The organism is Frankia sp. CcI49 (assembly GCF_001983215.1).
Classification (GTDB): domain Bacteria; phylum Actinomycetota; class Actinomycetes; order Frankiales; family Frankiaceae; genus Parafrankia; species Parafrankia irregularis.
Window position 1 is genome coordinate 371,568 of record NZ_MOWP01000017.1, and the last position, 20,885, is coordinate 392,452.

The following is a 20,885-nucleotide window of genomic DNA, read 5'->3' on the forward strand; positions in this document are numbered from 1 at the left end:
GATCAGGCGCCCTTCTCGATCGGCACGCCCACGAGCGAGCCGTACTCGGTCCACGAGCCGTCGTAGTTCTTCACGTTCGCGAGACCAAGCAGCTCGTGCAGGGCGAACCAGGTGTGCGCGGAACGCTCACCGATCCGGCAGTAGGCGATTGTGTCCTTGGTCAGGTCGACCCCGACCTCGGCGTAGAGGGCCTTCAGCTCGTCGTCCGACCGGAAGGTGCCGTCCTCGTTCGCGGTCTTCGCCCACGGGACGTTCTTGGCCGTCGGGATGTGGCCGGCCCGCTGCGACTGCTCCTGCGGCAGGTGCGCCGGGGCGAGCAGGCGACCGGAGAACTCGTCGGGCGAGCGGACGTCCACCAGGTTCTTCGAGCCGATCGCGGTGATGACCTCGTCGCGGAAGGCCCGGATGTCGGTGCGCGCCTCGGAGGCGGTGTAGCTGGTCGCCGGACGCGGCGTGACGTCGGGGGTCAGCTCGCGGCCGTCGAGCTCCCACTTCTTGCGGCCGCCGTCGAGCAGACGCACGTCAGCGTGGCCGTACAGGACGAAGTACCAGTAGGCGTAGGCGGCGAACCAGTTGTTGTTGCCGCCGTACAGCACCACGGTGTCGTCGTTGGCGATGCCCTTCTCGGACAGGAGCTTCTCGAACTGCTCCTTGTTCACGAAGTCGCGGATGATCGGGTCCTGCAGCTCGGACTTCCAGTCGAGCCGGACGGCGCCGGGGATGTGCCCCTTGTCGTAGGCCGAGACGTCCTCGTCGACCTCCACGAGCACGACCTTGGGGTCGCTGGCGTGCTCTTCTGCCCAGGTCGCGTTGACCAGCGCGTTCTCGCGGCTCATGCGCGCGTTCCTTTCGCGGTTGCGGAACAGGGGACGAGACAGGTATGGCATCCGGGACCGTGCCCGGAGGTGGCGTTGCGGCAGGCCGCGGCCCGAGGGGAAGCGGGGGACGGAGACGGAGCGGAGCAGGCGGAGGTACGAGGTCGAGGCTCGCTCGGTACGCCCAAGGAACCCGGGCGCGGACTAGGTCAACGCGCTGTCAGGAACCGCAACACAAGCAGCTGCCCACGCGGCACAGGTCGACCGCGCGGCGCTTCACAAGCAGGACGCTGCACATGGTTCGTGTCACGGTAGCAGCGAATGTCACTTCTGTGTTAACCCTTACCCTAAAGATCTACCGGGGCACCATCTGAGCCCGGCTCCCGATCTCCGGGCGCGACCTCGACCAACGACGCCAGGGTCGCGATCACCGCCGCCTTCGTCGGCGGGGCACCGGTCACCCGGCGCACCTCGGTGCCCGATCCGTCGAGGATCACCACCGTCGGGGTGCTGCGAACGCCCAGACGCCGCACCAGCTCCAGGTGGGACTCCGCGTCGATCTCCACATACCGCACGCCGGGCACGAGCGCCGCGACGTCTGCCAGCTGGCGCCGCGCGGCCCGGCAGGGCGCGCAGAAGGCCGTCGAGAACTGCAGCAGCGTCGCGACCTCACCGGGCACCTGGCCGAGCGCGGCGAGCTCCGCGACCAGATCCACGGCGGGGTCCACGGGGTCCAGGGGGTCCATGGCGCGGCCCGCTGCGTCAGAGACCGGAGGAGCCGGCCGGCACCCCGGTCTGCGCCAGGTCGGCATCGAGCAGCACGTTCTCACCGCCCGCTGTGAACGTGAGCCGATCTGCACCCACCACCACGGACCGCAGCCCCATGTTGAAGGGCAGCCCGGTGACCGGCACCTTGACGGTGAGAAGTTCCCGCAGCGGTTCCAACAGCTGGGTCGGGATCACCGCGCCGAGACCTGCCGTGAGGTCGCGGGGAGTGAAGGTGACCGAGTCGGCGGCCACGCCGATGTCGGCGATGCCCGAGACCGGGTACTGAGAGCCCAGCACCTCGACCGTCCCGCTGATCTCGAGGCCCTGCCCGGCCGGGGCGACTCTGGCGGGTGGGTTCTGCGTCGCGAGGTAGGCGTTGAGGTCGTCGAAGGTGAGGTCGACCTGTGCCTTCACCTGGTCGACCGGTACCTGCTGGACATCCTGGTTCAGGACGTCCGAGAGTGGCAGGTGGACGCCGGCCAGTTCCGCGCGGAGCCGGTCGACCCGGACGCCGTCCCGCTCATAACCGCGGATCTCGATGTTCACGTGACGGTACTTGCCCGCGGTGACCTGGGTGAGGAACGGAAAACCGCCGAGCGACACCGTCGGCCGCTCGGCGAGGTTCTGCGAGGTCTGCGCCCTGGTGGCGATCTGATCCGCGACGACCCGGGCCGCGACCCGGTCGAGCACGCCGAGAATGACCAGCGCCACGACGATCGTGACGCTGAAGGCGATCAGGCCCCGCCGCGCGGTGCGGCTCATCCGGGAAGCTGACGACCGAGGAGGTACACGACGGGCGCTGCCAACGCCAGCGGGAGCAGCACGTCGAGCAGCATCCCGGCCGCGGGGCCGAGGCGGGGTGCGGTGAGCGCCCCGCCGAATCCGGCCGACGCGACACAGGCGGCGGCGACACCGCCGGCCGCGGCGAGGACGGTGGCGGTGGCGACACCGAGGCCCGTGAACTCGCCGAAGATCACCCCTGCCGCGGTGCCCGCGGCGGCCGCGGACACCGCGCCGACGACCGCGCACACCCTCGCCCGACCGAGGCCCGGAACGGCATCCGAATCCGGGACGTCATCCGGCTGCGGTACGACATCCGGATCCGGGACGGCGCCCAGGGCCGTGCCCGCACTGCGCGCGAAGGTGGCTGCGAGCAGTGCCGTCACCAGACGGCCGACGAGCACCGCGGCACCGGCACCGAGCAGGCCCGCGATGACCATCTCGTCGGCGGGGTGCTCGGCACCCGCCTCGGCGCGCAGCACCAGGAAGCCGGTGAGGAAGGCGGCGATGCCGACCCCGCCGAGCGCGGCGGTCATGTCGCCACTCACCCTGTCGGCAGCCCGCTGGGCACGATCAGCCGCGACGGCGCCGGCCGCTGCCATACCGGTTGTCCCGGCCGCCGGCACGCCCTCCGCCGACACACCCGGCGCCGGCGTAGCGCCGCCGCGTAGGCGGCGGGCCAGCTGGTAAAGGACCGTGACGCCGAGGGACACGCCCACGACGCCCGCGACCGTTCCGATGCCGTTGTCGTCGTAGCCGTGCGCGCCGAAGCCGTGAGCATTGTCGCCACCGAGCGGCCAGAGCACGGCGAGATCGCAGGCGAGCGCGCTGCCCGCCACCACCACCATCGTTCCCGCGGAGGCGCGCAGGGCCCCTGTCCAGGCCCAGGCCAGCGCTATCTGTGCCACGAGGAGCACACCCGCGAGCGCCCATGGGCCGGCGATCGCCGCGAACGCGGCGCCGGTGACCAGCACCGCGATGCCTGCGCCGACCGCACCCGCACCCGCGAGAGCGGTGGCGAGCCCGGCCTCACCCGGYAACGCGGCCACGCCGGCTGGCCGGACCAYGTCCGAAGATCCGGACAGTCCGGACGAGCCAGGCTCGGGAACAGGCACCGCACCATGCTGCCACGGGCGAGCGAACCGGAATCCACTGCCCTGGGTGGACGTACGTGTCCTTCCGTCGTGTTCACCCCCCGGCGAACGGGGGCAGCACCTCCACCACCGACCCTTCTCGCAGGTCGACGTCCTGCGGGTCGCGTCGACCGACCGGCATCTCGTCGAGCAGGAAGGCACAGCGGGCCAACACCGTGGCGAGGGCGGCGCCGCGGCGGCGCGCGACGTCATCCAGCGCCACGGCGAGCGTCGGCGCGTCCACCTCGTCCTGCTCGACACCGGCCGCCTCGCGGGCCGCCGCCCAGTACCTGACCACGATGCGTGCCACTGCGCATCCCTCGCTTCGCCGTAATCGTCGCCGTAGTCGCTCGCCTGGTCGCCCGGGTGCTCGCGCCTGGCCGGCGGTCACCGGGTCGGTGCGGGACCGGTCTCCCGCGCCATCCGTCGCGCGCACTGCGCCCACTCCGGGCGACCGGCGAGCAGATCGGGCAGGTGTGCCCCGATCCGATCGACCAGCCCCGGGACGACGCCGGCCTCGGCGTGCCCGAAACCGGGCACGAGCCACAGCTGCCCGGTGTCGCCGGCGGCGGCCGCCAGCGCACGTGGATGTTCCACAGTGAAGTACGCATCGCGGTCACCGTGCACGATGAGGACAGGGGTTGGCGCGATCCGCCCGATCACCTCGACGGGCGAGGCGGGCACGGCCGGCCAGGGGTCCGTCGCGATTCGCACTCCGAGCCCGACCCGGGCGGCGACCCGCCCGGGCGCCGTCTCGGCGAACCAGTGGATGCGCCGCATGGGCGCCGTGTCGCGGACGAACCACCGGCTCGCCGCGCTGACCGAGACGACTGCGTCAGGCCGGTGCCGAAGCCGGTGTCCGTGTGTGACCTCCCCGGAGATCGCGAGGCCGGCGTGCCGCAGAACGGCGGCGCCACCCATGGACCACCCCATCGTGACCACCTTCTGGTAGCCCATGCGACGTGCCTCACCCACGGCCGCGTCGACATCCAGGACCTCGCGGTCCCCGAAGGTGCAGGTGCCCGTCGACCTGCCGTGACCTCGAAGGTCCATGGACAGCACACCCACGTGCCGGCGCAGTTCCTCTGTTACAGCACGCAGCGCAGGCCGCCCGATCGATCCGGAGAAGCCGTGGGCGACGACCACGCAGACGGCGTCATGCCCTGTCACCGCGGGGTCACGATGAAGCAGCTCCGTGGCCAGGATCTCAGCGTCTGCGGTGGGAAGAAGTCGATAGACCGTAGGAGCGGAGTAGGGCACTCCGCTATCCTCCCCTGCAGACCGGTACTCGTTTCATGCCCATGACGGTCGTGGAACGTAGGACACCGGAGACAAGGATCGCCTGGGTCGACGCTGCCCCAACACACATCGCACCTGGAGGAGCCGTCTTGAGCGTCGTCCTGTTGCTCACCAACGCCCCCGGTCCGTCGGCCGAGTCCTTCCCGTCCCTTGGCCTCCTCACCCACACCGTCCGTGTGGCGCCGTTGGAGGCAAGCGCACTGCTCGACGCACCTCCAGTCGATGTGATCGTCGTTGACGGCCGCCGCGAGCTCGTCATCGCGCGGGGCCTGTGCCGGCTGCTGCGCACGACCGGGCTCACCACCCCGCTGCTGGCGCTGGTCACCGAGGGTGGCCTCGCCGCGGTCTCGGCGGACTGGGGCGTCGACGATGTGGTGCTCGACACGGCCGGGCCGGCCGAGGTGGAGGCTCGTCTGCGGCTTGCCATCGGGCGGGTCGCGGCCGCGGGCGGTACGGCAGAGGCCGGAGTGATCCGGTCCGGTGACCTCTCCGTCGACGAGACCACCTACTCCGCCAAGCTGCGGGGCCGTCCGCTCGAGCTCACGTTCAAAGAGTTCGAGCTGCTGAAGTACCTCGCGCAGCACCCGGGGCGGGTCTTCACCCGCGCACAGCTCCTGCAGGAGGTCTGGGGCTACGACTACTACGGCGGCACCCGGACGGTGGACGTGCACGTCCGCCGGCTGCGCGCGAAGCTCGGCCCCGAGCACGAGGCAATGATCGGCACTGTACGTCACGTCGGGTACAAGTTCGTCGCCCCGCCGATCTCGCCGCTGCCCGACACCGCCAACCGCCTGGATCGGGACGACATCCGCACTCCCGAGCGCGTCTGACCGGTCCGCCACCTCGACGCACGACCAGTACCACCGCACCGCTGGCGCCCGCTCAACGACCGGTGCCGGCGCAGCATCACCAGCTCCAACGCGCAGACAGCGAACCGTGCTGAGAACCGCGCGCACCGGGAAGGGCCCGGTGGCCGTCCGGAGAACGGCCACCGGGCCCTTCCGGCGTGTTCGGGGTCCGAGGCCTTGGCCTGTCGGCCCTTCGCCCGGCCACGCTTCGCCTGGCCGCGACGCTCCCCGGCACCCGGCCTCCTGCTCCGGCCGTGCACGCGCTCCGGCCGTGCAGCGCCGACTGATCGGCGGACCCCACCCGCTGCGCTGGCGACATGCATCAGGACGGGCCCGGTAACCTGCCGGTTACCTGATGACATCGACGCGTTCGCACCCCGGCGGCTCCGCTCGCGCACGACGGCCAGCCCCCACCGACACTGCTCACTTTGACAGTGCATATTTCGACAGCTCACTTTGACGGTGCATGTTTCGACAGCGCACTGGCTAGCGTTGAAACATGACCTCGCTGAGCTGGCTCGACACCCTCGACGCGACTGACGTGGCGGCCATCACCGAACTGCTGACGAGCGCGGAGCAGGTCGACGGCAACGGCGGGATCTCCGAAGATGTGCGCCTCACCCTGCGGCCGGGCGGGAGCCCCGGTGGTGTGGCCCACCTGGTCGCGCGGGACGGATCGACGATCGTGGGCTTCGCCGCGGTGGGCGGGGACCCCTCGGAGCGGCAGGCCGAGCTGGTCGTCCACCCCGATCATCGCCGCGCCGGAGTCGGCAGCGCGCTGGTGCGGGAACTGTCCGCGGCGGTGGCCGGGTCGTCGCAGCTCAACATCTGGGCCCACGGCGACGCACCGGCAGCCGCGGCGCTGGCAGGCAGTGCCGGCTTCGAACGGGCGCGGGTACTTCTCCAACTGCGCCGCCCCCTGATCGCGGCCAGCAGCGCAACGCCCGGCAGTGCAACGGCCGGCAGCGCGACGACCGGCAGCGCAACAGCCGCGGCGGACGACGACCTGCCGAGCCCGACCGTCCCCCCGGGTTTCACCCTCCGGACCTTCGAGGTGGGCAGGGACGAGGAGGCCTGGCTCGCGATCAACGCGGCGGCATTCGCCACGCACCCCGAGCAGGGCCGCTGGACGATGGACGACCTGCGCGCCCGCGAGGCGGAACCATGGTTCGACCCGGCCGGCTTCTTCCTCGCCGAACGGAACGGTCAGCTGGTGGGATTCCACTGGACGAAGGTTCACCCCATCGACCCGATGCCCGCCGGGGACCCGCAGGCGGCGCCGGGACCGATCGGTGAGGTCTACGTGGTGGGCGTCGCACCCGACGCGGGCGGCGCGGGCCTGGGCCGGATTCTCACGATCGCCGGCCTGCGACATCTGCGGGATCTCGGCCTCGCCACGGTGATGCTCTATGTGGACGAGGACAACGATCGCGCGGTCCGGCTCTACACCCGCCTCGGTTTCCATCGCCATACCGCCGACGTCTCCTACCAGCGGGTCGCCCCGGGGCGTGATCGAGGCTGACCGGCGAGAGTCGGCTGCCCGGTGCGAACCGGCTGCCCCTGGGCCGGCGCCACCGGCGAGTGGGCCGGCGCCACCTGCGAGCCGTGGTCGACATCGATCACGGTGGTCAGATTCGTCACGGAGAGCAGCCGGTAGGCGTTCTCGTTGAGATTGCGCAGGATCAGGCGCCCACCGGCCGACCGCTGCCGCTGGTGGGCGTAAAGGATCACGGCCAGCCCCTGTGAGTCCAGGAACGTGACCTCACGAAGATCGACGACGATCTCGCGGACACCGGCGATCCGCGCGTCTAGCAGTGCCTGCCGTAGCGGTTCCAGCGACGAGTAGTCGATCTCGCCTTCCGGGTGCACCACGACGGCATCTCGGCCGGTCACTTCCACACGCACGCTGGGGACCATGGCTCCGGTCGGCCGGACGATGGTGCGAGGCGGGAAGCCCGGCCGAGCTGGCCTCCCGCGGCGCGACGCGCTCCGGACAAGCGCGATCGCCCAGCACCTACCCCGGGGGTATCGGCCTCACACCAGGTTCAGGGGTGGGTTTTCCCGGCATCTGCTCTTTACGTCATCACCGGCCCGGCTTCACCAGCTCTGTTCGCCGCCCGTTCGCGCCGCCGGCCGTTCCCAGTTCGCCTGCCGTTCCCAGTTCGCCTGCTGTTCCCTGTTCGCCTGCTGTTCGCCGTTCAACGAACGGTGGCCCTTCGTGTTCGCCGGACGGCACGGTGGACACCTGATGCGGAAGGTGACCGTTCCGGCTGGTCGCGGCGCAATGGCACCGTTGCTCCACCGGACGTGCTCCACCGGACGCGGCACGGCTTACCCGACCCGCTTGTCCGACGCGGACGAACAGCGAAGCCCACCGCACCGCCGCGCCTTCACCGCGCGCTTTCGTCCTGTCCGCTCGTCCTGCCCACAGGTCACCCGACAAGTCCCGGACCCGAAACCTGCGATATATACCTCATCGACACATTGGCACCATCAGGCCGGCCAGAAACTCCCCGTCTCGCGGGGTGTTATGACCAGAAACACCGTGAGAGCGTCCTCGGTGAACAGCTATTCCGCGAATTCCTGCCACGCGAGGAGAAGGCACGATGTCACGACCAGGAACACCAGCACAACCGGGCTCACCCGGTACGTCACGGGATGCCGGCAGCGATCTCGGCGGGCGAGATCTGACGACCGAACCGCGCGAGATCACGGTCTTCGTCGGCCGGACGGACGGTGCCGCGATCACCGTGGCCGCGGCGGCCCGCTCGCCCGATCAGGATCCGGCCCGCGCCCAGGCTCCAGAGGAGTGTGGGGCGCGGCCGGCCGAGGACGAGAACCAGCTGCTGGTCCGGCTCCGCATCGCCGCGGCCGACCCCGGCACCACGACGTCCGCCGATCTCGAGTCGGACGAGGTCCGCCGCATCGTCGACCATCTGCTGGCGCTCGACACCGCATGGAAATCGATGGCCGGCGAGAGCGACACAACCGGACCCGCCGAGCCCGCGCGTTCGCCTCTGCCTGTCAGCGGGAGCGCCGAGGGCTTCGAAGGCGGCACACGGATCACCATCGTGGCCGCCGAAGGCACGACGGCCGGTGGTCTGCGCCATGCGCTGGCCAGCGTGCCTGCCAGCGCGCGGCTGCGGGACTTCAGCACCGACGCCGAAGTCGTTCTCGTCTTCGACGACGCCCCCCGTCAAGGCGTCGACCCCACAGCGACACCGGCCATCACCGGCCCGGCCTAGGCCAGCCCACACGGCAGGCCTGGCACCGCGACTGGTCCGGCCACCCTGGCCGCAGTCCTGCCGCCCAGCCCGCCCCGCCCCGCCCCGGCTGCCGGGCGGTGGCGAGGCAGGACGGCCGCGCAGGGATCGGCGCCGGTGCCGGACGGTGCGGATCAGCCTCTGGCAACGCTGGCGCGCCGTGCCTCCAGTTCGGCACGGTCGGCAACCCAGTACGGGCCCTCGTCCTCGACCATGTCCGCCATGATCACATGATGGTGGCCTTGATGGCCGGAGGGCAGCAGGCAGGTCATCCCGTCGACGCGGCAACCGGGAGCGGTGATCGTTCTGGGGGCGGACCAGGACAGCCAGACCTCCTCACTTCCCCACCCCTGCAAAACGGCCATGTGGTTGTCCGGGTGGCCCTCCTGCAGCGCACAGGTCACCTCACTGGGCACCTCGTAGGCCGCTCCCGGCACATCATCAAGCCGTACGACTATGTCCTCGGGCACACGCTGCCAGGCTCCGCAGCCGCCCTCCTCTGTGATCATTTCCTCGTCGTCCCCTCCGCTCTCCATCGGCAATACCCGGCGCCACACGCTAAATCAGACACCTAAGACACACTTCGTGTCCACATAGCCACAAGCGCGCTCGACGCACCGATATAAGCACGCACCGTCGGGAGGCCTCCCAGCAGGGCTAATTCGCCCTTTTTCTGTGCTGTCGCGCCATTGAGCCGCTCCGAATTCTGATCCTGCCATCCAACGCCAACCCACCGACGCCGGCGCTCACGAGCACTACCAACTTTTCGGGCCTTACGGATCACTGGGAAACGTTCAGACCACGGATATTCCGAGTGCGGCAGCCATCGGCCCGGTAAGGGTCAGCAGGCTGTCGGCATCCACCTCCGCGTTGGTGAGGCCGGTCACGCCCACGGCACCGTCGAAGCGACAGCCGCGGAAGGACGCCGCCCTGATCGTGACATCGGTGAAGACGGCCTCCGTGAGGTCGCACTCCTCGAACCGCACATGATCGAGCCTGGATCCGGTCAGATCCAGCCGCGACAGCTCGCACCGGCTGAAGCGGGCCCGGCCCAGCGTGCACGACCGGAGCGTGACGTCGTCCGCCCGCACACCGTCCAGGACGACGTCGTGGAACTCGCCACGGATCCACACCGCCCCGGAGATCCTGCCACCGGTAATCTCGACCCTCGTGCCACCGCCCCCGTCGATCACAATTCCGGCGAGAACCGCCTGATCGACCAGGATGTCGCGCAGGTGCAGGCCAGCCAGCTCGCCCCCGAGAACACGGGTGGATGCCAGCACCGCGGATTCGATCCGGATGCCGCCCAGAACGTCGGCCTCCGGGTCGTCGGCAACCGCCGCCCCCAGGTCCTCGATGGTCCCACGGATGACCCGCGGCTGCCCCGGGCCACGGGTCGACCCGTCGGCCGGCAGGGATACTCCGGCCACGGACGGCCGCACGGGTTGCCAGGGATCGGACCTGCCTCGTCCCACCCGGGTTCGCTGAGTCATGGACCGATTCTGATGGTGGCCCCGATGCCGGCTCCGCAGGGTGTGGAGCCGGCGCGGATGTCGGGCGCCGGCCGGCTCGGTCAGCCGCGGATCGCGTCTATCAGTGAGATCACCGCCAGCACCGCGAAGGCGGTGGCGGCCACCCGGGTGATCAGACGCACCGACAGGACACGGAGAAGGCTACGGCCGCCCGCGATGGCCAGAGCTGCCACCGTCCACAGCGCGAGGACCGCGCCGATCCACACGGCCACCGGCGCGGAGTAGCGGGCAGCGAGGTTCGCGGTCGAGAACTGGGTGAGATCGCCGAGCTCCGCGACGAACACGACCACGAAGGACGTCGCCGCGACCCGCAGGAAACCGGACTTGCCGGCGTTGTCGGCCTCGGCAACGGCTTCGGCGGCGGCGACGTCACCGGCCGTTCCGCCCTCGGCCGCTCCGCCTTCGGCCTCGTCGTCGGGGTCCTCTCGCCCCTCCCTGAGGACAAGCACCGCGCCCAGGGCGAACAGCAGCGCCGCCACGATGTCGACCGCCCGGCCTGGCAGCAGCGAGATCGCGCTGCCGGCGGCGACAGCCAGCGTGACCTGCACGGCGAAGGCCGCGGCGACTCCGGCCCAGACGTAGAGGGGACGGAAGCGGCTCCCCAGGACGAGGCTCGCCACCATCGTCTTGTCCGGAAGTTCGGCCAGAAAGATCACGCCGAAGGTGACGAACGCGGCGGTGAGATTCACGGGCCCGGTAGTCCTCTCCTCGAGGCCGGGCCGGGACGGGAGCCGCCTTCGACCCGGCATGACAGCCAGATCGAAGGTCTCGCCCACCTGACGAAGGTCAGGCCCGGCGGCCGGGCTCGGAATCCGAGCCAGTATGTCGACACGCCGGACCGTGCTCAACCCAGCACTCCGACGTCAGCACGGCCGGCGACCAGCCGCCAGACGGCGGCGTGGGCCGGACCGGGGCCGGAAATCGGGCTACCAGGTCACCACGGCGGGGCTACTCCCCTTCGGGAGGAGACATTACCGCCTGATGAGCCGTGGTGAAGGTTTTGAACCAGGTCAGACGAGACGACAGCAAGGCCACACGTAGGCGGTCCGCTGCGGAGCGCCGCCCATTCTTCACAGATCTGCCCCCTTAGCATCACTCAAGGTGATCGTCGAATCTGGTCGACCGTCCGTCGAGCCGACACGCTTCCTCACCATGCCCACCAGGCCGGGTGCCAGTGACGGTCATCCGACTGGCGCAAGCCAGACTGCCGGCCACGCAGCCAGCCAGCCGATCGGCTATCTGGACGACGCCGAGCCGAGACCGGCGTTGGTGGCCCCAGCCCGGCTGCCCGGGCACCTCCGCCCGGTGATCAACGCCACCGGCATCCTGCTGCACGACGGACTCGGCCGGGCGCCGCTCTCCCCCGAGGCCCGCACCGCGATCGACGCCGCCGCCGCGACCTGCGACGTCGAGCTCGATCTGGCGTCCGGGCGGCGCGGCCGGCGCGGCAACGCCGCACTGACCGCCCTGGCGGCCGCCGTCCCGGCGGCCCGCGCCGTGCATGTGGTCAACAACAACGCCGGCGCCGTCATGCTCGCCGCGATGGCGTTGGCGCCGGACCGGGAGATCGTCATCAGCCGCGGCGAGCTGGTCGAGACCGCGGACGGTTTCCGGCTCCCGGAACTGCTGGCCGCGACCGGTGCCCGGCTACGGGAAGTGGGCACGACGAACCGAACCACCCTGGGCGACTATGCCGACGCCATCGGCCCGCGAACCGGCTTCGTGCTCCGGATGCACCCGCCCAGCTTCCGGGTGGTCGGGCTGACGGCGAGGCCGGCGCTCAGTGATCTCGCGGAGCTGTGCGCCCGACGCGGAGTCCCCCTGGTCGGCGATCCCGGATCCGGTCTGTTGACACCCGACGAGACGCTGCCCGACGAACCCGACGCCTCCACCTGGCTACGCTGTGGCGCCAGTCTGGTCATCACCTGCGGCGACAAGCTCCTCGGTGGTCCGCAGTGCGGTCTCGTCCTCGGCCGCGGCGACCTGGTTGACCGGATGCGCAGGCATCCGCTGGCCCGCGCGCTGCGGGTCGGCAAACTGACGCTGGCCGCACTCGAAGCCACCCTGCGGGGCGAGGACAACCCCGTCCGCCGCTCGCTGCGCGCGGATCCAGCCGAGCTCCGGACCCGCGCCGAGCGCCTGGCCGCCTGGCTGCGCAGGTCCGGCGTCCCGGCGTCGGCGGTAAGCAGCCGGGCGGTGGTCAGCTCGGATGGAATCGACGAGACAGGCGGAACGGGCACGCCCCCGCAGCGGGGCGGGGCGGGCCCGAAGGACCTGCGGGATGCGGACGCGGATGCCGGCGGACCCGCATCGATCGGCCCCGGCACGCCAGGCGGCCACGGCGGCCGCCTGGCCCACGGTGGGCATGGTGGCCACAACGGTTCGCCGGAATACGGGGCGGATGGTTGGAAGGACGGGCTGCCGAGCGCGGCCGTCGCCCTCGACGCGAGCCTCGCCGCGCTGCTGCGCCAGGGCCGGCCGGCCGTGCTGGGACGGGTGGAGCAGGGCTGCTGCCTGCTCGATCTACGGTCGGTGCCGGCGGATCTGGATCCGGTCCTGGCCGCGACGGTTCTTGCCGCCGCCACCGGATCCGCGCCCGTGGCAGGGATCAACGAGGCGCCGACCTCGCCGCCGGGCCGCTCCGGCTCCGCGGTGACGGCCCCGCACGCCCGCATCCGCGCCGGCACCAGCACCGACACCGGCGGATGGGCCCGGGTACCGGACTGGGCGCGACGCACGGAACGTTCACCCGGTGCGGGCTGGCTCCCCCTGGTGGACGCCGGACCGGACACCGACGACGAGGTGACCCTCCATTGACATCCTCCTCCGCGTGAACGCGGAGGATTCCAACCACACGAAAACTGGTTCGCGTCGTTGAGGTTCGCGGTTCACCGGCACCGGCAACCCGGCACCTCCCCGCGCAGTCACCGCACAGTCACCGCGCGCCCCGCGGCGATGTTCACAGCAGCGTTCACACCCGCGTTGCCCCGAAGCCCGCAGGCCACACCGGAACCGCGCTTGGCTCTCACGCGACCTCACGCCACCTGTTCCGCACAGAACGGGCATGCCCACGGTGCTCGTCCAGCGCGACCGCCTGCTCGGCAGACAGACAAAGCCGGAAACGGGACACGCAAACCCTACGAAGGGATGTCCACATGGCTGCCAGGAAACCGGTGTCTCCCCGTGTCCAGACAGTTCCGCCACCGGGGACGCCGTCCGCAATGCCGATCCCGCCGAATCGGCGGTCCCCGCCCCGCTGGGCGGGAAACCGGATTCCTCCCCAGCCTGAAGGCCGGGGCATCCTCCGGGGACTTCGGTGAGCCGGGGGCTGCGTTGGGCGGCCGGGTTCGTCCTCATGACGCACGGTCTCGTGCATCTGCTGGTCTGGCCGGGCGCCCCGCTCGGGGCACCCGGCAGCGACGCCCGGCTTCGCTGGAACGGCACATCGTGGTCCTGGGAGCCGAGCTGGCTTCCTCCCGTGGCGATCAGGACCGTCGGCGGGGTGCTGCTCGCGGCAGCGGTCCTCGGTTTCCTGACGGCCGGGCTTGCTCTGCTCGGTCTGCCCGGGGCACGCCGGTTCCCGCTGCTGACCAGCGGGACCGGCGCGGCCTGTTCTCTGCTGATGTTCGGGCTGAGCTGGCCGGGCCTCGAACCGGACCCGTCCGAGTTCGCCACCGGACCGTGCCTGAGCACGGCGGTACTAGGCAGCGTCGGCCTCGCCCTCCTGCTCAGGAAATGGCCAGGCCTGCTGCGCGGCTGGCCCCACCGGCCGGCGGCGGGGAACCTTCCCGGCGCCCCGCCACCGACCAACCGCACCGCCTGACAGCGCAACCGCACGGCACGACGGGCCGGCCGCACCGCCTGACGGACAACCGCTCCGCTCGACGAGACAGCCGTCGGGTGCGGCACGGCTCAGCCGCGGGCCACGTACATCGCCGGCCGGCTCGCCGACGGCTCCCAAACGTTCCACTAGATAGAACGATGTTCCATATCTTCCATCTAGGAATGGATCCTCCTCCACTCGCACCACCAGGCCAGCCCCAACCCATGCGGCTGGCGCTACCCCGGCCAGGTCCCACCTCCCGTGAGAGCATGACTTCGGAACGGCGTCACACAGAGTGGAACATGTCCGCATGTCGATCAGAAGCTGGCTGTACGTACCGGGCAGCGATGCCACGAAGCTGGCGAAGGCACTCGACCGCGGCGCCGACGCGATCATCGTCGATCTTGAGGACGCTGTCCCGCCCAGCGGCAAGGACGCCGCCCGCGCGCTCGTCCGCGACTGGCTGCATACCCTCCCGGACCCGCCCGCCAGCGCCATGCCCGCCCGCGGCCCGCGCGCCGGCGGCCCGACGGCCGGCGCCACGGCAGCCGGCGGCATGGCTCCCGGCGGCACAGCTTCCGGCGGCACGGCAGCAGCCCGGCGGCCCGCCCGCCCGCGGATCTGGGTGCGGGTGAACCCCGGCAGCCTGCGCGCCCGCGATGTCGCCGCGCTCGCCGACGCCCCGAACCTCGACGGCCTCTGCCTCGCCAAGACCGACCACGCCGAAGAGGTCGCGGCCGTCGACGCCGAGCTCGCCCGAGCCGGTGCCACGGCGGCGGTCGCGCCGCTGCTGGAGACACCGGCCGCGATCACCCGGGCGGCGCAGATCGCTGCCGCGCCCCGGGTCCGCCATCTGCAGATCGGCGAGGCCGACCTGCGCGCCTGCCTCGGCGTCGAGCTCGGCCCGGACGAGTCGGAGCTGCTCGGGGTGCGCAGTCAGATCGTCCTCGCGAGCGCGGTGGCGGGCATCATGCCGCCCGTCGCGCCGGTCTCGGTCGTCTACAACGACCCCGACGGCCTGCGAACGTCCACCGACCGGCTGCGCCGGCTCGGATTCCTGGGGCGGGCCTGCATTCATCCGGCCCAGATCCCGGTCGTGAACGAGGTCTTCACGCCGGGCGCCGAGCAGGTGCGGCGCGCGCGTGTGCTCATCGAACGGTTCGAGGCGGCCGGCGGCGCGGCGGCGGCCGGCGACGGCAGCATGGTCGACGAGGCGGTCATCCGCGGTGCGCGCCGCGTCCTCGCCACGCACCTCGCCCTGAGCGATCCCAGCAGAAGCCCCGGCAGCGGCCCCGGCACAGGGCAGCTCTGACCGACGAGCAGCCCTGGCCGACGAGCAGCCCCGACCGAGTCGGGTAGGTACAGCGGGCCACCTCTGACACAAAGAGCTGAGGATTTCGGTCGTTCTGACGCCCGTCGCAGAATCGCGAGCTTCGGACCTCCATCGCCACCGCTATTTCCGAGCGAGAAGTAAGTATTTTGGCTGCTGGAGCGACCAAAACCCTTACTTCTTGCGGATTGCCAAGTGACTCCGAGCACCGTTTAAACCTATTAGTGTGAATTGCTGCACTGTACGGCGCGGATCCGCGGCGGATCGCCGTACGGCGAGTGGCACGCACCGCCAGGGTCAGCAGATCCTGCCCGGCAGCAGCTGGCCGACCTTCGGGGTCGTCGGCAGGGCGCGCACAGCCACGGCCACCGCGAGCGCCTCGGCGGGGGTTCGGACCCGCTCCGCGCTCCGCGGTGCACATCGCGTCAGGCGCCACCGTGATCTTCTCCGCGAGGGCCCGCCGGCGTGGCACCGTCGCCAGGCTAGATCGACCACGCTCACAGAACACCTTCTTCCCGCAGTTTGGCGATCTCGTCGGCGGACATGCCCAGCCGTTCGGCCAGCACGTCCGCGGTGTCGGCTCCGACCGCCCGGCCGGTCCAGCGGATCTCGCCGGGGGTGGTGGAGAGCCGGAACAACAGGTTCTGCATCTTCAGCGGACCGAGATCCGGGTCGTCGACCGTCGTGATGGTGTCGAGCGCCTGGTACTGCGGGTCCGCGAGCACGTCGGTGACGTCGTAGATCGGGGCGACGGCGGCCTGCGCCTCGGTGAAGGCCGCGCTCACCTCGTCGAGGCTGCGCTGGGCGATCCACCCGCCGACGGCCGCGTCGAGCTCCTCGGCGTGCTGCGCCCGCCCCGCCCCGGTCGCGAACCAGGGCTCGTCGATCACCTCGGGGCACCCGACCAGCCGCATCACCCGCTCGGCGATGGTCTGCGCCGAGGTCGACACGGCCACCCAGCGACCGTCGGCGGTGCGGTAGGTGTTGCGCGGCGCGTTGTTGACGGACCGGTTGCCGGTCCGCTCGTGGATCAGGCCGAGCTGGTCGTAGACGGTCGGCTGCGGGCCGAGCAGGGTGACCAGCGGCTCGATGATCGCGAGGTCGATGACCTGGCCGACTCCGGTGGACGCCCGACTGTGCAACGCGGTGAGGATCGCGCCGTAGCAGGTCAGGGCGGCGATCCCGTCGGCGAGGCCGAAGGGGGRCAGGGTCGGCGGCCCGTCCGGCTCACCCGTCATCGCGGCGAAGCCGCTCATCGACTCGGCGAGCGTGCCGAAGCCGGGCCGACGGGCGTACGGGCCGAACTGGCCGAAGCCGGTGACCCGGGCGATCACGAGCCGCGGGTTGATCTCGTGCAGGACGTCCGGCCCCAGCCCCCAGCGTTCCAGGGTGCCGGGACGGAAGTTCTCGATCAGCACGTCGGCGCCGGCCACCAGGCCACGGAGGATCTCCGCGCCTTCCGGGCGGCCCAGGTTGAGCGTGACCGCGCGCTTGTTGCGCCCGAGCATCTTCCACCACAGGCCCACACCGTTCTTCGAGTGCCCGTGGGTACGGCTCGGGTCGCCCTTCTCGGGATGCTCGATCTTGATGACCTCGGCGCCGAAGTCGCCAAGCACGGTCGCCGCGAGCGGACCGGCGAACAGCGTCGAGCAGTCCAGAACGGTCAGGTCCGAGAGCGGCCCCATCGCTACTCCGTTCCATCAGTCGAAATTGCGTTCCAAACCCGTAACAGTCGGATCCGCCGCGGGAAAGTCGCCGGACAGCAGCACCCGATGTGTCAGTGCCCACGCCCGAAGCACGCGACAACACCCCCGTGGCAACAGCGGCCACCCCGCGGCGGCAACAGCAGCGACGCCTGCGGCAACACCCCCACGGCAACCGCAGCGACCCCTGCGGCGACACCGCCGCGGCACGACCATGGGCAGGCGGAAATCCGGCTCGGGCCACCCCGAACCGGATCGAGCTCCGGTCAGATCAGCGCCCGGGGAGGGTCGTCGCCCACTCGCCGGCGAGCACTTTCGCGACCATCGACACACCCGCCTTGCTCCCGCAGTACCCCGACCAGCCCGGCTCCGTCCGACCGGTCGGCGAAGGTCGAGCTGGTGCGGGTAGCTCGGCGGGGCCACGCCGAGGCGGGCGTAGGTGGCCAGGTCCTCCTCGCGGATGCTGTCGGGCATCCGCTGCTGGACACCGATCGGCTGCCCGGACGGGTCCCGCCTCAGGTCAGGGACAACGCCGAAAGCTCGCGGTTGAGGTTGGCCCGGGCGGCCGGTTCCCAGTGCCGGCGGGCCCAGGCCGTCGCGTAGATCGGGCCGTCCAGCAGGTGCCGCAGCACGGCACCACGGCCGGCGGCCCAGGCGTCGCCGCCGGCCCAGGAGTACTCCAGCCGCACCCGGCGGACATAGTGGTCGTAGGACTGCGCGGGGCGGGCCAGCACCCGCAGGTCGGCGTCGTTCACGAACGCCTCGTCGACCGAACGCGAACCGTGGCCCGCGGTGGCCTCCACCAGCCGGCACACGTCGGCGATCACCCCGGCCGGGCAGCCGAGGCCGCCGAGGACCTCAGCGGCCAGATCGGCTGACAGTCGCTCGTTGTCGCGGGCGCGCGAGTCGTACACGGCATCGTGGAAGTGCACCGCGAGCAGGCAGACCGCCGGATCGACCCCGGCGGCCTGCGCACGATCGGCGGCGATCAGCAGGTGGAAGGCCGCGGTGGTCTCCGCCACGTGACGCAGCGTGTGGTAGTGACGGCCGGGTTCCCGGTAGCGCCGGACGAGATCGACGAAGGCCGCCACCCGCTCTCCCGCCTCGGCACTGGCCCCGACGGTCAGTAACGCTCCGTCGAAGGCTCTGGCCAGGGGCGAGCGCGGAGCGCGGCCTGGTTCGCCCGGATCGGCCCACCCGGCCATCGCCGTGCCGACACCGAACTCGGCTTCCATCCGTGCCTCCCGGTGCCTKGTGTCCCGGTCGGGCCACTGCCTTTCCCATCTCGATCGTGAACGCCGAGTGCCGATTTCGCAGCCGATTGCGTGGATCCGCCGATCACACCTTTGGCTCATCGTTTGCTACATGACACGTTGCCGTAGTCGAACACGTGTGCGAAGGTGGGCGCGTGGCAGTTCAGATAACGATTGACGATCAGACATACACTCTGCGTGATGAGGTCGACCCCGAGGAACTCCGGCGGCGCGTCGCGCAGGCCCTGTTCCGCTGCGAAGTCGAGCAGCTACACCTCGTCGGCGGGAAGCGGGTGCTCGTCAACTGGCGCTCCGTCCGCTTCGTCCAGGTCAGTGTCGTCACTTTTGGTGACGACATGGCCGGTGACGCCACCGCCACCGACGCCGCCGCCGGAACCACCGGCGACACCATCCGCAGTACCGTCACCTGACGGCGGCGGGCCCCATCCACCACCACCAGGAGTACGGAGAGTGACCACTGCGCCGGCTGGAAGCTGCCGGCTCGCCTTGGGCGGGAGCGGAACCCCGTCGACGTCGTTGTGGCCGACCGCACCCGGTTCCCCGCCGGCGATCCCACCCGGCGCATGCCGCCGCCGATCACTCAGCACCGACAGCGTCGCCGGTTCCAGGACCCGCACCGAGCGCACGAGCCCCGCGCCCCCGGCATGCCGGCCGCGCCCACCGGTTCCGTCGGCCAGCTCGTAACGCTCCACCCGTAGCGGGTACTCCAGTTCGAGTGCCTCGATCGGGGTGTTGAGGGTGTTCGTCATCCCCACGTGCACTCCGGACGGGCCCGGCCCCCGGGCGGACGCACCCTGGCCGCCACCCAGGGTCTCGTAGTAGGTCCAGGTGGCTCCGCCGATCACCAGGTTGTTCATCGTCCCCTGCCCGGGGGCCGGCAGCACGGCGGCCTCGGAAAGCGCGACGGTCTCGGAGATCGCCGCGGGCAGTGCCTCCGACTCCGATGCCCCGGCCGCATCCGACGTCCCGGCCGAACCTGCATCCGCCCCTGTCGCCAGGCGCAGGGCCGCGAGCACGGTGTCGGCGATCCGCTGCGACGTCTCGACGTTGCCGGCCACGACGGCGGACGGCCGCCGCGCGTCCACCAGCGAGCCGGGCTCGGTCACCACGGTCAGCGGGGCGTAGGTGCCGTCGCCGGTCGGGACGTCCTCGGGCAACAGCACCCGCAGCGCGAAGCAGCAGGCCGAGCGGGTGACGGCGCGCGGGCAGTTGACGTTGCCGCGAACCGCCGGGGAGGTCCCGCTGAAGTCCACCGTCATGCTGTCGCCCGCGATGACGACCGCGACCCGCAGCGCGATGTCCCGGTCGTCGACTCCGTCGCCCTCCAGCTCGCTCTCCACCCGGTACACACCGTCGGGCAGGCTCGCGATCACCGCCCGGCTGCGCCGCTCGCCGTAGCGGAGCACCTCGGCGAACGACTCCAGCACCACCGACCCGCCGTGCCGGTGAGAGAGCTCGGTGAGCCGGGTCTGCGCCAGGCCGGCCGCCGCCGCCTGCGCGCGCAGGTCACCGCGCCGCAGATCAGGCGTCCGCGAGTTGGCACAGATGAGATCGAGCACGTCCGTCTGCCACTGACCGGCTCGGACGAGACGGATCGGCGGGATGATCAGACCTTCCGCGAAGATCTCGGTCGAGTCGGCGGGCATGGAGCCCGGGCGCATCCCGCCCATGTCCGAGTGGTGGGCACGGGTGGCGGCGTAGCCGACAACCTCGTCACCGAGCAGCAACGGGGATACCAGAGTCACATCCGGCAGATGGTTGCCGCCGGAGAACGGGTCGTTGAGCACCCACACGTCACCGGGCTCCGGCCCACGCTCGGCGACCACCCGCACGGACTCGTACATCGCGCCGAGATGGACGGGCACGTGAGCGGCCTGCGCGATCATCCGCCCGCGGGCGTCGAAGAGCGCCGCCGAGCAGTCCCGCCGCTCCTTGATGTTGGACGAGTAGGCACTGCGGACCAGCAGCGTCCCCATCTCCTGCGCGATGCCACCCACCGCACTCGACAACACCGCCAGGGTCACCGGATCCATGCCCCCAGCTTCCCACCCCGCGCCGCGGCCGAGCCGAGCCCACCGAGGAAGTCAACATCCGGAGCACAAGACCAGGTGACAGGATCCAGACCAACAAAGCGCCCCAATAAGACCATACGGACAGATCAGGCCAAACACCTAAGTTAGATCAATCCCCGCCAAACACCACAATGCACCGTCCACTTCGTATTGATTTCTCATTTATCTAGACCAACGGACGGATAAGTGGTTCAGTACGCGATTAGGACGAGGCCTGAGGGTCTCGGGCGCCCGCGGGCGCGACA

Annotated in this window: 19 protein-coding genes; 6 read left to right on the top strand and 13 right to left on the bottom strand. The window is 71.0% G+C overall.

The features are described 5' to 3' along the window. Positions 1–2: 2 nt before the first annotated feature. From CcI49_RS17015 to CcI49_RS17040, 6 genes are all read right to left on the bottom strand, one after another. Positions 3–836 (bottom strand): sulfurtransferase, encoded by an 834-nt coding sequence (locus tag CcI49_RS17015; RefSeq protein ID WP_054568022.1) that lies wholly within the window; start codon positions 834–836, stop codon positions 3–5. A gap of 326 nt (positions 837–1,162) precedes the next feature. Beyond that, positions 1,163–1,561, bottom strand: coding sequence for a thioredoxin family protein (locus tag CcI49_RS17020; RefSeq protein WP_076827639.1), 399 nt, complete (start codon positions 1,559–1,561; stop codon positions 1,163–1,165). Positions 1,562–1,577: 16 nt separating this feature from the next. Then, positions 1,578–2,345, bottom strand: a complete 768-nt coding sequence (locus CcI49_RS17025) for a DUF2993 domain-containing protein (RefSeq protein WP_054568023.1) — start codon at positions 2,343–2,345, stop codon at positions 1,578–1,580. Further along, positions 2,342–3,412 carry a hypothetical protein gene (locus CcI49_RS17030; protein ID WP_116437421.1) on the bottom strand — a complete coding sequence of 357 codons (1,071 nt, stop codon included), beginning with the start codon at positions 3,410–3,412 and terminating at the stop codon, positions 2,342–2,344. Before CcI49_RS17030 ends, CcI49_RS17025 begins: the two co-directional genes overlap by 4 nt. A gap of 139 nt (positions 3,413–3,551) precedes the next feature. Further along, a complete protein-coding gene (locus CcI49_RS17035; RefSeq protein ID WP_054568025.1) occupies positions 3,552–3,806 on the bottom strand; it encodes a MoaD/ThiS family protein in 255 nt (84 codons plus the stop codon). 77 nt (positions 3,807–3,883) lie between these two features. Continuing rightward, positions 3,884–4,756 carry an alpha/beta hydrolase gene (locus CcI49_RS17040; RefSeq protein ID WP_241840103.1) on the bottom strand — a complete coding sequence of 291 codons (873 nt, stop codon included), beginning with the start codon at positions 4,754–4,756 and terminating at the stop codon, positions 3,884–3,886. A 128-nt stretch (positions 4,757–4,884) separates the two neighbouring features. On the opposite strand from CcI49_RS17040, the gene CcI49_RS17045 reads away from it, so the two are divergent. Together CcI49_RS17045 and mshD are read left to right on the top strand one after the other, a co-directional pair. Next, complete coding sequence (locus CcI49_RS17045) at positions 4,885–5,625, top strand: response regulator transcription factor (RefSeq protein WP_006542391.1); 741 nt, start codon at positions 4,885–4,887, stop codon at positions 5,623–5,625. Between the two features lie 517 nt (positions 5,626–6,142). After that, a complete protein-coding gene (gene mshD / locus CcI49_RS17050) occupies positions 6,143–7,165 on the top strand; it encodes a mycothiol synthase (RefSeq protein WP_054568026.1) in 1,023 nt (340 codons plus the stop codon). Here mshD and CcI49_RS17055 read toward each other — a convergent pair. Further along, the gene (locus CcI49_RS17055) at positions 7,129–7,548 is read right to left on the bottom strand and encodes an STAS domain-containing protein (RefSeq protein WP_235498072.1); all 420 of its coding nucleotides are present in this window, start codon (positions 7,546–7,548) and stop codon (positions 7,129–7,131) included. The genes mshD and CcI49_RS17055 overlap by 37 nt on opposite strands. 701 nt (positions 7,549–8,249) lie before the next feature. On the opposite strand from CcI49_RS17055, the gene CcI49_RS43330 reads away from it, so the two are divergent. Next, positions 8,250–8,888 (top strand): hypothetical protein, encoded by a 639-nt coding sequence (locus CcI49_RS43330; RefSeq protein ID WP_076827644.1) that lies wholly within the window; start codon positions 8,250–8,252, stop codon positions 8,886–8,888. A 152-nt stretch (positions 8,889–9,040) separates the two neighbouring features. Here the strand turns inward: CcI49_RS43330 and CcI49_RS17065 are convergent, their stop codons facing one another. From CcI49_RS17065 to CcI49_RS17075, 3 genes are all read right to left on the bottom strand, one after another. Beyond that, entirely contained in the window at positions 9,041–9,415 is a 375-nt protein-coding gene (locus CcI49_RS17065; RefSeq protein ID WP_035952932.1) for a hypothetical protein, read from the bottom strand. Between the two features lie 285 nt (positions 9,416–9,700). Continuing rightward, on the bottom strand, positions 9,701–10,399 hold the full coding sequence (locus CcI49_RS17070) for a pentapeptide repeat-containing protein (RefSeq protein WP_083749540.1): 699 nt from the start codon (positions 10,397–10,399) through the stop codon (positions 9,701–9,703). An 80-nt stretch (positions 10,400–10,479) separates the two neighbouring features. After that, positions 10,480–11,127 carry a TMEM165/GDT1 family protein gene (locus CcI49_RS17075; RefSeq protein WP_076827786.1) on the bottom strand — a complete coding sequence of 216 codons (648 nt, stop codon included), beginning with the start codon at positions 11,125–11,127 and terminating at the stop codon, positions 10,480–10,482. Positions 11,128–11,590: 463 nt separating this feature from the next. On the opposite strand from CcI49_RS17075, the gene selA reads away from it, so the two are divergent. The 3 genes from selA to CcI49_RS17090 all read left to right on the top strand — a co-directional run bounded on the left by selA (position 11,591) and on the right by CcI49_RS17090 (position 15,573). Further along, the gene (selA, locus tag CcI49_RS17080) at positions 11,591–13,255 is read left to right on the top strand and encodes an L-seryl-tRNA(Sec) selenium transferase (RefSeq protein ID WP_054568534.1); all 1,665 of its coding nucleotides are present in this window, start codon (positions 11,591–11,593) and stop codon (positions 13,253–13,255) included. Between the two features lie 538 nt (positions 13,256–13,793). After that, positions 13,794–14,261 carry a hypothetical protein gene (locus tag CcI49_RS17085; protein WP_241840104.1) on the top strand — a complete coding sequence of 156 codons (468 nt, stop codon included), beginning with the start codon at positions 13,794–13,796 and terminating at the stop codon, positions 14,259–14,261. 310 nt (positions 14,262–14,571) lie between these two features. Beyond that, entirely contained in the window at positions 14,572–15,573 is a 1,002-nt protein-coding gene (locus CcI49_RS17090; protein ID WP_063793165.1) for a CoA ester lyase, read from the top strand. Positions 15,574–16,088: 515 nt separating this feature from the next. On the opposite strand, the gene CcI49_RS17095 is transcribed toward CcI49_RS17090, so the two are convergent. The 3 genes from CcI49_RS17095 to CcI49_RS17105 form a co-directional block, all read right to left on the bottom strand. Next, positions 16,089–17,276, bottom strand: a complete 1,188-nt coding sequence (locus tag CcI49_RS17095) for a CoA transferase (protein WP_076827648.1) — start codon at positions 17,274–17,276, stop codon at positions 16,089–16,091. Positions 17,277–17,809: 533 nt separating this feature from the next. Beyond that, a complete protein-coding gene (locus CcI49_RS17100; RefSeq protein WP_054568032.1) occupies positions 17,810–18,529 on the bottom strand; it encodes a hypothetical protein in 720 nt (239 codons plus the stop codon). Positions 18,530–18,816: 287 nt separating this feature from the next. Beyond that, positions 18,817–20,601 (bottom strand): hydantoinase B/oxoprolinase family protein, encoded by a 1,785-nt coding sequence (locus tag CcI49_RS17105; protein WP_076827651.1) that lies wholly within the window; start codon positions 20,599–20,601, stop codon positions 18,817–18,819. Between the last annotated feature and the right edge of the window lie 284 nt (positions 20,602–20,885).